We start from the raw sequence: 10,643 nt of genomic DNA on the forward strand, positions 1-10,643 counted from the left end.
GCCGTATCCCTCGGGACGGCGCGGCGCGGTCCCCGGCAGATCGACGGTGCGGCGCGGAATGTCGGCCGGCTTGTAGCTCGAACCGGGGATCGGGGCGCCGGCCGGCGGCTTCGGGGTGCTCGTGTTCATCTCGGGTCCCTTGGAGGAAAACGGCTCGGGTTGCGGCGTGCGGGGGGCCGGGAAGGGGCCTGCCGGGCCGGCGGACGGCGCCGCCCCGGGCAGGGGCGCAGCCGGCGGATTCGTCAGGGAGGCGAGCGGCGACACCGCCGCCGCGGGTTCGGCGGCACCCGCCTGCGGTGCGGCCGGGGTGGCCGGGTCGGCGCTTTGGGTCTTCGGCGCACCGACGGGCGGATTCTTTCGTCCGAACAGCATGAACGTTGATCCCCAGGTCAGTCAGGTGGTTTCAGTCAGGTCGTTGAAGCCGGGTCATCGGTGGGAGGCGTCGCATGACCGGGCCCGATCGACAGCGGCCAAAGGACCATCAGCCAAAAGACCACCCCGCCGGGGTAACACGGTCATCCGGCCGGCCGCAAGTGGGCTTTCGCGCAGGGCCGGAACCGTGCCGGACAGCGGTCCGTCACGCTCCTTCCCGGCGGGAAAGGCCCGCCGCGGGCCCCGCCGCGGACCCCATCGTGAGCCCCGTCATCGAATGATAGACATGGACCATGAAGGCGCTCGCGATCACCGGCACCAGCAGGTTGACGAAAGGAATTGTCGAAAGAAAGGCAATTACGACACCAGCCGAAAATGGTTTCAACGGCCTGGAACGCCGTAGAAATCCCGCCTCGTTCCGTCCCATCCGCCGGATCGCCACCATCTCGAAGTATTCGCGCCCGAGAAGATAGCCGTTCGCGGTGTAGAAGATCAGAAGGTTCAACCCCGGCACCATCAGATACAGGGGCAGGGCGACCAGATTGACCAGCAGCACGACCGCGAAAAAGCGCAGCGCGGTCAGAAGCTCCTCCCCAAGACCGGTCTGGCGGGCCGGCGGCAACTGGGGATAGTGGCGCCGCTCCACCGCCTGCACCACCTCGTCCAGGAAGAAGCTCGACACCATGCCGACCGTGGCCGGGAACAGCACCCAGGCCACCAGCAGGACGGCAAGCCCGCCCAGCACATCCAGCACCCCGTCCACCCAGGCATAACCGGTCAGCGCGGTGTGGAACAGCGCCCACCACACCCCGCCGGCCAGCAGGGCGAAGGCCACGATGGCGGACAGCACGCCGATCCACACGACGCGGCGGGACGCCGGATCGGAAAGCTGTGCGATGGCGAGAAGCAGCGCGCGGATCATCCGGATTCCCCTGTTCTTGGGCCAGCCTGTCCATGGGCCGGTTTCATGGGCCGGCGCGGCCAGGCGACGCTTATCTACGACGGCGCGCCGCTCTGTTCCAGGGGCCCGTTCCAGGGGGCATGCGCCGCGCTTGAGATGTGAAGAGGGGCCGCTATACTCGCGCCCGGTTTTCCTCCCCAGTTCAGACACCGTTTCAAGGAGTGCCCATGGCCCCGGCTGAATTCGACGTTACCGGCATCGGCAACGCCATCGTCGACGTGATCGCCCACGCCGACGACGCCTTCCTCGCCGCCAACGGCATCGAGAAGGGGGCCATGACGCTGATCGACGCCGCCCGCGCGGAGGAGCTGTACGGCCGCATGGGTCCGGGCATCGAGGTGTCGGGCGGTTCCGCCGGCAACACCATGGCGGGCATCGCCTCGCTGGGCGGCAAGGGGGCCTACATCGGCAAGGTCCACGGCGACCAGCTCGGCCAGGTCTTCCGCCACGACATCCGCGCCGCCGGCGTGCATTTCGAGACGGCGGCGGGCCATGGCGGCGCCCCGACCGCGCGCTGCCTGATCCTGGTGACGCCGGACGCCCAGCGCTCCATGAACACCTTCCTCGGCGCCTGCGTGGAACTGGGGCCGGAGGACATCGACGAGGCCCTGATCGCCAACTCCCAGGTCACCTATCTGGAAGGCTATCTGTGGGACCCGCCGCGCGCCAAGGAAGCCTTCCGCAAGGCGGCCTCCGCCGCCCACGGCGCCGGGCGCAAGGTGTCGCTGTCGCTGTCGGACAGCTTCTGCGTCCACCGCCACCACGCGGAGTTCGTGGATCTCGTCGAAGGCCATGTGGACATCCTGTTCGCCAACGAGCATGAGATCACCGCCCTCTACAGGACCGACCGCTTCGAAGACGCGCTGGAGGCCGTGAAGCGTCTCGGCAAGACCGCCGCCCTGACGCGCAGCGAAAAGGGCGCCGTCATCGTCTCCGGCGGCGAGGTGGTGGAGGTCCCGGCGTCCCCGGTGGCCCGCGTGGTGGACACCACGGGTGCGGGCGATCTCTACGCCGCCGGCTTCCTCTACGGCTTCACCCGCGGCCTGTCCGCGGCGGAGTGCGGGCGCATCGGCGCGCTGGCCGCGGCGGAGGTCATCAGCCATGTCGGCGCCCGTCCGGAAGTCGTCCTGGCCGATCTGCTGAAGGACGCGGGCGTTCCGGCCTGATTGCCGTAACGTGACCTGTGGGGTATAAGCTGGCGGACCCTTCCGTCCGCCGGCTTCGCCCCTCATGCAAGTCTATCTGCCGATCGCCGAGATGTCGGTCAACGCCCTGCTCGTGCTCGGCATGGGGGGGCTCGTCGGCTTTCTGTCCGGCATGTTCGGGGTGGGCGGCGGCTTTCTGATGACGCCGCTGCTGATCTTCATCGGCGTGCCGCCCGCCGTGGCGGTGGGCACCCAGGCCAACCAGCTCGTCGCGGCCAGCGTGTCGGGCGTGCTGGCCCACTGGCGCCGCGGCAACGTGGACGTGAAGCTGGGCGTCGTCATGCTGATGGGCGGCATGGTGGGCACGGTGGCCGGCGTCTGGATCTTCTCCATGCTCCAGCGGATCGGCCAGATCGACATCGCGATCACGCTGTCCTACGTCTTCTTCCTGGGCACCATCGGCACGATGATGATGGTGGAGGCCAGCCGCGCGCTGATCCGCCGCCGCGCCCCCACCGCGAAGCGGGGCAAGCTGCACCGCCACATGTGGCTGCACGGCCTGCCGCTGAAGATGCGGTTCCAGCGGTCGAAGCTCTACATCTCGGCCCTGCTACCGGCGGGGATCGGGGCGATCGGCGGCATGCTGGTGGCGATCATGGGCATCGGCGGCGGCTTCATGCTGGTGCCGGCGATGATCTACCTGCTGAACATGCCGACCGGGCTGGTGGCCGGCACCTCGCTGTTCCAGATCATCTTCACCACGGCCATGGCGACGCTGCTCCAGGCGGCCACCAACCAGACGGTGGACGTGATGCTGGCGCTGCTGCTGCTGATCGGCGGGGTGGTCGGCGCGCAGTTCGGCACCAAGGCGGGCGGCAAGCTGCGCGGCGAGCAGGCGCGCCTGCTGCTGGCCTCGCTGGTCGTCGCGGTGGCGCTGAAGCTCGCCTTCGATCTGGTGGTCGAGCCGAACGACGTCTTCACCATCTCCACGAGGCTGCCGTGAGCCGCATCGGGCGGCTGTGGACCGTCCGGGCCGCCGGGGGGCTGGCGGGGCTTCTCGCCGGAGGGCTGCTGGCCGCCACCGTCTGGGCGCAGCAGCTCGTCGCCGACCTGTCGAGCCACCTGATCGCCATCAACACCGGCTTCACCGGGACGGAGGTCGTGCTGTTCGGCACCACCGACGGGGCGGGCGACGTCGCCATCGTGGTGACCGGCCCGCGCACCCCCGTCACGGTCCGCCGCAAGGAGCGCATCGCCGGCATCTGGATCAACGCGCACAGCGCCCGGTTCGAGCAGGTGCCCGGTTATTACATGGTCGCAACGAACCGCCCGCTGGACCAGTTCGTCGGCCGTCCCGTGCTGGAGCGCCACCAGATCGGGTTGCCCAACCTCCAGCTCGGCCCGCGGGAGCAGCTGGCCCCGGAGCAGCTCGCCCTGTTCCGCTCCGCCCTGATCCGCAACAAGCAGCGGGCCGGGCTGTACGGAATCTCGCTGGGGCAGGTGTCCTTTCTTGGCGAGCGGCTGTTCCGGACCAACATCTACTTCCCGGCCAACGTGCCGACGGGCTTGTACAACGTGGAAGCGCTGCTGATCCGCGACGGCGAGGTGGTCAGCGCCCAGACCACGCCGCTGGTGGTGTCCAAGGTGGGCTTCAGCGCGGAAATCTACGACTTTGCGCGCAATCAGCCGATGTTCTACGGTATGGCGGCGGTGATTGGCGCCATCGCCGCCGGCTGGCTGGCCGGCGCCATCTTCCGGAGGATGTGACGATGAGCGATCCGATTGCTTCCGATCCGGCTGAAACCGCGCCGGACTCCACGGCCAAGCCGCCGGTCCGCATCTTCCTGGTCGTGGTAGACGAGAGCCCGGAACTCCAGCTCGCGCTGCGCTACGCCTGCCTGCGCGCCCGCAAGTCGGGGGGCAAGGTGGCGCTGCTCTACGTCATCGAGCCGGGCGAGGTGCAGCAGTGGCTGGCCCTGGAGAACCTGATGCGCGAGGAGCAGCGCGCGGAGGCGGAACAGAAGCTTCAGAAGCTCGCCCGCGACGTGAACCGGCTGACCGGCACCCTGCCGGCCCTGTACGTGCGCGAGGGCAACCGCCGCGACGAGGTGCTGGCCCTGATCGAGGAGGAGCCGAGCATCTCCATCCTCGTGCTGGCCGCCGGCACCGATCCGGAAGGGCCGGGGCCGCTGATCTCCTACTTCACCAACCGCGGCCTCGCGAAGCTGCGCATCCCGCTGACCATCGTGCCGGGCGGCATCGGCATCGACGCGCTGGACGCCATCACCTGACGCTTCACCGCCCGTAGAGGGCGGCAAGGCTGCGCTGGTCGATGTCGGACCGGTCGTCGGTCAGCACGGGATGGCCCTGCAACTCGGCGGGGGCCAGCGTTTCCAGGATGCGCGAGGCGGCGTACGCCGCACCCGCCGGTGCCGCGCGCAGGCGTACGCCCAGATCCTCAAGCGTACGTTTCTCCTTCGTGGCGATCAGCAGGTAGTTCCCGCGCCCGGCGTCGGCCACGTACACCGACGCAAAGACCGCCCCCTGCGTCGCCGCCAGCGGCCCGACCAGCGCGTCGCGGTCCATGGGGGAGGCGACGTTCATGACCAGCACGCCACCCGGCGCCACCCGCCGCTCCACCGCCGCGAAGAACTCCTCGGTCGCCGTGAAGAAGGGGATCAGCGCGGTCGAATAGAGATCGACGATCACCACGTCGTGCCGTTCCTCCGACCGCTCGACATGGCGGCGGGCGTCCTCCACGGCGACGCGCACCTCGGGCCGCAGGCCGAACTTGTCGCGCGCCACCTCGACCACCGCCGGGTCCAGTTCAACCCCCAGAATGTCGGCGCCGGGCCAGACATCGAGGATTTCCTTGGCCGCCGCGCCCCCGGCCAGCCCGAGCACCAGCACCCGCGTGCCGTTTCCCAGCGCCGGCACGGCGGCGAACAGGTCGTAATAGAGGCCGGTCGGCCCGCCGTCCTTGCGCAGCCGCGACTGGGTGGCCCAGGCCACGTTCAGATGCAGCCGGATCTGCTCGGCATCCTCCTGCACCATGATGGTGTTGTGCGGCGTCTCGCGGTAGACGGCGAAGCCCTGCCCCTCGCCATGGCCGGCGGCCCAGGCCACCGGAACGGCCAAAGCCGCAACGGCGGCCATCCGTTTACCACCCGGAACGAAAACGCAGGCGAGCGCCGGCAGGACCGCCGCCAGGGCGTAGCCCGCCGACACCCCGACCTCCGGGATCGCGTAGAAGGAGGCGAAGAAGGTGCCGCCGATGCTGCCCAGCGTGCCGACCGCGTAGATCCGCCCCGCCGCGGCGGCGCCCGACAGGCTGCTCAGCCCCGCACAAATGGGCGACACCACGGCCAGCGCGAAGGAGGGCACGCCCAGGATCAGCGCCGCCCCCAGGACCGACCCTTCCACCGCGCTGAACCGGCCCGCAGCGTCGGCCAGCATCGGCTTGCCCAGCCAGGGCGTCAGCGCCGCGGCAGCGACCCCGGCCAGCAGGGCGGCGCGCAGCGCCGGGACCGCCTTCGGCCCGTCGCCGATCTGTCCGCCGGTCCAGTAGCCGGCGGCCATGAAGGTCATCACCACGCCGATGACGGCGCCCCACTGGTAGACCGAATAGCCGAAATGCGGCGCCATCAGCCGGCTGCCCAGGATCTCCAGCATCATCAGCGACCAGCCGGCGGAGAAGGCGGCGGCGGCGAGCGCGAAGGAACGGATCGACGGGAGGCGGGAGGGATCGGAGCCGGTCAAGATCGGCGGCCGTGGGTTCGTTGAATGGCCTTGTCCATCAGTCCTTGCGCTCTCCCTTCAGCCCATAGACCTCGATCGGGTCGTTCAGCCCCTTCACCGGGTGCCAGCCCATCGGGATGACGCGGCTGGCGCACGCCTCGGCCACCTCGGCGGAGGTGAGGACGTTGCGGTCCAGGCGGCTGCACAGCCCCTCGATCCGGCTGACCAGATTGACCGCCGGGCCGATGACGGTGAAATCCAGCCGGTTGGCGGAGCCGATGTTGCCGTACATGACCTCGCCCATGTGGAGCGCGATGCCGCAACGCAGCGTCGGCTGCCCCCAGGCGGACCGTTCGGCGTTGCGCGCGGCCATGTCGGTCAGCGCGTCCTCCGCCGCGTCCAGCGCCTTGGCGCAGGCGGCGGCCCCGGTGGGGTCGTTCTCCTCCTGCGGGAAGATGGCCAGCATGGCGTCGCCGATGAATTTCAGGATCTCGCCGCCGCGGGCCTCGACGGCGCCGCCCATGATCTCGAAATAGCCGTTCAGCAGGGCGATCAGCTCCTCCCGCGGCAGCCGATCGGCCAGCGAGGTGAAGCCGCGCAGGTCGCAGTACCACAGAACCGCGCGGACGTTGGCGCCGGTGCCGCGCCGGATGTCGCCGGACAGGATGCGCGCCCCCGTCCGGTGGCCGACATAGGTGTCCAGAACGGTCGTCGCCAGCCGCCGCAGCGCCAGCGTCTCCAGCACCGCGCCCAGCGCCGGCAGCACGGCGTCGACCAGCGCCAGATCGGCGGTGGAGAAGCCGCCGGGCCGGTCGGTGGTGAAGCTCAGCACGTTGCGCCGCCCCCCGGCGAACAGCACGGTCATGGCGACGTAATCGGTCGCCCCCTGCGCCCGCAGCTCGGCGAAGACGGGGTAGGGCCAGGGCGGCTCCATCTGTTCCAGCCGGTAGCGCAGCCCGTCGGCGCCGTCGTCGATCAGGGTGGCGAAGGGGCTGGTCAGATACTCGGTGCTGTTCTCCGTGCCGTGGGCGCGGGTGGCGATCTCCACCTGCTCGGCGTTGCGGCGCCAGAAGAAGGCGATGGTGCGGATCTGCGGGTGCAGCAGGGGCAGGGCGCAGACCACGCGCATCAGCGGCAGGCCGGACGCCATCAGCCGCCGGCAGAAGCGGTCCATCATCTGCTCGAAGCCGGGGGCGTGCCGGCCTTCCAGCAGCAGCCATTCGACGACTTCCCGCGCGTCGTCGTCGATGGAGGGGGCCGCAGGGGGGGCCGCGGGCGGTGCCATGCTCACGGATCGATGACCATAGGGATGCGATGCTTGATCTGTCGGCGGATTCTGCCCAAGTTTCGCCTACGCCGCCAGTGTTGTTCGGCGCCGATGGAGGATATCACCATGTTCATTCAGACCGAGCAGACGCCCAACCCGGCGACTCTCAAGTTCCTGCCGGGGCGTGACGTGCTCGGACGCGGCACCGCGGACTTCCCCAACCGCGACGCCGCCGCCGCTTCGCCGCTGGCCCAGCGGCTGTTCGAGATCGACGGGGTTCAGGGCGTGTTCCTGGGCGCCGATTTCGTGACCATCACCAAGGCCGGCGACAAGGAGTGGTTCCTGCTGAAGCCGTCGATCCTCGGCGTCATCATGGAACACTTCACCGCCAACCGCCCGGTTCTGCTGGAGGAGGCGACCGGCGACGGCCACGCCGCCAGCGAGAACGACGACGAGATCGTCACCCAGATCAAGGAGCTGCTGGACACCCGCGTGCGCCCGGCGGTGGCCCAGGACGGCGGCGACATCACCTTCTACGGCTTCGAGGAGGGCGTGGTGTATCTGGAGATGAAGGGGGCCTGCTCCGGCTGCCCCAGCTCCACCGCCACGCTGAAGGCCGGCATCGAGAACATGCTGCGCCATTACATTCCCGAGGTGGTCGAGGTCCGCGCCGTCCGCTGACGGTCCGCAACGGACGGGTGCGGGGCCTCCGCTCCGCGCCCGCCGGTGTTCTTGCTATTCCGGAACCACGAACTGCATGCCCAGCCAGCGCCAGCGCCCGTCCGCGGCGGGCAGGGTGCAGTTCACGCGCGTGCGTCCCGGCGGGAAGGGGTCGCGGATGCGCACCTCCACCCGGTCCTCCGTCACGCGCTCCAGCGCCGTGCGGCCCTGGCCGGCGGCGAAGCAGGCCAGCCGCGACAGGTCGCCCACCCCGTCCGCCACGGTGAAGCCGAGCGGCGGCGGGTTGACGGTCAGCAGCGGGTCGTCGGGCGTCAGCTCCGTCACCGGCAGGGGCAGCGCGTTGGCGGCCAGCCGGAAGCGGTCCACGCTGCCGAAACTCTCGTTCATCACGAAGCGGGGCAGGGACGCCCGGTCGGCCTGCGGGTGCAGGACGCCGGACTGCTGGCCGAAGGCCGCGCCGAACCCCTGCTCCGTCACGATGGTCCGCACCGCCGCGGACACCTCCCCCTGCGGGTAGGCGAACAGGGTGGGGCGGTGGCCCGTCTCCGCCTGCAGCCGGTCGGCCATGCGGCGCAGCTCCGCCCGCACCTCGTCGGCGGGGCGGGAAACCAGCGACTGGGTGGAGGCGCCCAAGCCCCCGATGGTCACCCCGGCGGCGGCGAGCTGCCGGACCTCGGCCCAGCTCATATGGGCGGGCGATCCGCGGTCGATGGCGTCGGTCGCCACGAACAGGGTGAACGGAAGCCCTGCCGCCTTCAGCCGCGGCCACGCCTCGCGGAAGGCGGAGCGGCTGGCCTCGTCAATGGTGATGGCCACCGTCCGGTCGGGCAGCGGCGCGCCGCTGCGCAGCGCCTCCAGGATGCGGGGCAGGGGCAGGACCTGATAGTCGCTGTCCTGAAGCTCCTCCAGATGGGCGTCGAACTGGTCCAGCCGGATGCTGATGGACGGGTTCTGATCCTCGCCGAAGCGGTCGTAGGCGAAGACCACCGCGGTGCTTGCCGTCCCGTCCGCCTCGACACCGGGGCTGCCCGCCATGGCCTGGAAAGCCCAGGCGGCGGCCACGGCGAACAGGGCGGCGGCGCGGCGGAACGGCATGGTGGCCTATCGTGGGTCCGGTAGGGATCGGGCGGCCGGACAAGGGTCCGGGCCGCACCACGGCTGGTGTGGCACAAACACAGCACCGGGAACAAGTCCGCAACACATACCATGTGCTTCGGGTGCGTGCTTCGGGCGCGTCCGTGATGCAGCCTTGCAACAATCCCTGTGACATCCCGCCGCAGAGGCCGCCGCAGAGGCCGCCGCAGAGGCCCTGCGGGTGATCAGCCCATCATCAGCCCGCCGAGCGCCGCGTCGGTCAGCAGAGGGTAGCGCCGTTCGTCCGGCAATTGATAGTGCCACCATTCGCAGGCGTAGTGCCGCCAGCCCGCCGCCGTCATGACGCCCAGCAGGGCGGCGCGGTTGCGCTGCTGCCCGGCGGTCAGGTCGGTGCGGCCGTGGTGGGACCGTTCCGTCATGTCGTCGAAGCCGGTCCCCATGTCCAGCGGGCGCCCGGCGCCGTCGGTCAGGGTGAGATCCACGGCGATCCCGCGGGAATGGGTGGAGCCGCCCGAGGGATCGGCGATGTAGGACGGATCGGGCAGCGCCCGCCACAGCGCCCATTGCGCCTCGACCGGGCGGAAGGCATCGTACAGCCGCAGCCGGCAGCCGATGCCGCGCGCCAGCCGGATCGCCGCGCGCAGCGCCTCCGCCGCGTCGGGGTGCAGAAGGCAGTGCGGGTGCCGGTAGATGGGCACACCGGTCAGATTGTCCGGCGTGGCGTAGAGCAGGTCGATGTCGACGTCGAAGTCCGGCGGTGCGATGGGTGTAAGCATGATCCATGCCGTCAGGGAAGACCGGGGCTGTCTAGCACGCTCTTGACCCAGGGCTGAAGTGGGGCTTTGAAGATGGCGGAATTGATGAAAGCGTGGGGGTCATGAGAGTTCTGGGACTGGACACGGCGACCTCCGGCTGTTCCGCCGCGCTGTGGGACGATGGCCGCGTCACCGTGCGGCGGCGCGAGCCGATGGCCCGCGGGCAGGCGGAAGCGCTGGTGCCCCTGGCGCAGGCGGCGCTGGCGGAGGCGGGATGCGCCTTCGGCGCGCTGGACCGCATCGCCGTGACCGTCGGGCCGGGGGCCTTCACCGGGCTGCGCATCGCGCTGGCCGCGGCGCGGGGCTTCGCCCTGGCCGCCGGGTTGCCGGTGGTCGGGATCACCAGCTTCGACGCGGTCGCCCACGGCCTTCCGGATGCGGAGCGGGCCGGCCGCGCCGTGCTGGTCGCCGTGGACTCCCGCCGGACCGAACCGTTCCTGCAACTCTTCCATGCCGACCTGACCCCGTTGGGCGAACCGGCGATGCTGGAGCCCGCCGCGGCGCCGGGCTGGCTGGACGGGCTGCTGCCCGCCGCCGCACCGCTGCTGGTCGCCGGGGACGGGGCGGCG

11 protein-coding genes and 1 pseudogene are annotated in these 10,643 nt (G+C 70.5%); 6 read left to right on the forward strand and 6 right to left on the reverse strand.

What is annotated here, in order from left to right; genetic code table 11:
- Both QSG27_RS24695 and QSG27_RS24700 read right to left on the reverse strand, forming a co-directional pair.
- Positions 1-372, reverse strand: a pseudogene (locus QSG27_RS24695) (bactofilin family protein); the annotation flags it as partial.
- Between the two features lie 205 nt (positions 373-577).
- Positions 578-1,294: an EI24 domain-containing protein gene (locus tag QSG27_RS24700; RefSeq protein ID WP_306710845.1), complete on the reverse strand. Its 717-nt coding sequence runs from the start codon at positions 1,292-1,294 to the stop codon at positions 578-580.
- A 206-nt stretch (positions 1,295-1,500) separates the two neighbouring features.
- Between QSG27_RS24700 and QSG27_RS24705 the strand changes: the two genes are divergently transcribed.
- From QSG27_RS24705 to QSG27_RS24720, 4 genes are all read left to right on the forward strand, one after another.
- Entirely contained in the window at positions 1,501-2,499 is a 999-nt protein-coding gene (locus tag QSG27_RS24705; protein ID WP_306710847.1) for an adenosine kinase, read from the forward strand.
- A 64-nt stretch (positions 2,500-2,563) separates the two neighbouring features.
- Positions 2,564-3,481: a sulfite exporter TauE/SafE family protein gene (locus QSG27_RS24710; protein ID WP_306710850.1), complete on the forward strand. Its 918-nt coding sequence runs from the start codon at positions 2,564-2,566 to the stop codon at positions 3,479-3,481.
- Entirely contained in the window at positions 3,478-4,245 is a 768-nt protein-coding gene (locus QSG27_RS24715; protein WP_306710852.1) for a TIGR02186 family protein, read from the forward strand. The genes QSG27_RS24710 and QSG27_RS24715 overlap by 4 nt, the downstream gene beginning before the upstream one ends.
- A gap of 2 nt (positions 4,246-4,247) precedes the next feature.
- Positions 4,248-4,769, forward strand: a complete 522-nt coding sequence (locus tag QSG27_RS24720) for a universal stress protein (protein ID WP_306710854.1) — start codon at positions 4,248-4,250, stop codon at positions 4,767-4,769.
- Between the two features lie 4 nt (positions 4,770-4,773).
- Here the strand turns inward: QSG27_RS24720 and QSG27_RS24725 are convergent, their stop codons facing one another.
- Together QSG27_RS24725 and QSG27_RS24730 are read right to left on the reverse strand one after the other, a co-directional pair.
- Entirely contained in the window at positions 4,774-6,237 is a 1,464-nt protein-coding gene (locus QSG27_RS24725; protein ID WP_306710856.1) for a fused MFS/spermidine synthase, read from the reverse strand.
- A 37-nt stretch (positions 6,238-6,274) separates the two neighbouring features.
- Positions 6,275-7,501: an adenylate/guanylate cyclase domain-containing protein gene (locus QSG27_RS24730; protein ID WP_306710858.1), complete on the reverse strand. Its 1,227-nt coding sequence runs from the start codon at positions 7,499-7,501 to the stop codon at positions 6,275-6,277.
- Between the two features lie 108 nt (positions 7,502-7,609).
- On the opposite strand from QSG27_RS24730, the gene QSG27_RS24735 reads away from it, so the two are divergent.
- Positions 7,610-8,164 (forward strand): NifU family protein, encoded by a 555-nt coding sequence (locus tag QSG27_RS24735; protein WP_306710860.1) that lies wholly within the window; start codon positions 7,610-7,612, stop codon positions 8,162-8,164.
- Between the two features lie 54 nt (positions 8,165-8,218).
- On the opposite strand, the gene QSG27_RS24740 is transcribed toward QSG27_RS24735, so the two are convergent.
- Positions 8,219-9,259, reverse strand: coding sequence for a polysaccharide deacetylase family protein (locus tag QSG27_RS24740; RefSeq protein WP_306710862.1), 1,041 nt, complete (start codon positions 9,257-9,259; stop codon positions 8,219-8,221).
- Between the two features lie 224 nt (positions 9,260-9,483).
- Positions 9,484-10,035 carry a D-alanyl-D-alanine dipeptidase gene (ddpX, locus tag QSG27_RS24745; protein ID WP_306710863.1) on the reverse strand — a complete coding sequence of 184 codons (552 nt, stop codon included), beginning with the start codon at positions 10,033-10,035 and terminating at the stop codon, positions 9,484-9,486.
- Between the two features lie 101 nt (positions 10,036-10,136).
- Between ddpX and tsaB the strand changes: the two genes are divergently transcribed.
- A partial coding sequence (gene tsaB, locus QSG27_RS24750) for a tRNA (adenosine(37)-N6)-threonylcarbamoyltransferase complex dimerization subunit type 1 TsaB (protein WP_306710865.1) occupies positions 10,137-10,643 on the forward strand: 507 nt, incomplete at its 3' end.

This window comes from Azospirillum isscasi, from assembly GCF_030849505.1.
Lineage (GTDB): Bacteria > Pseudomonadota > Alphaproteobacteria > Azospirillales > Azospirillaceae > Azospirillum > Azospirillum isscasi.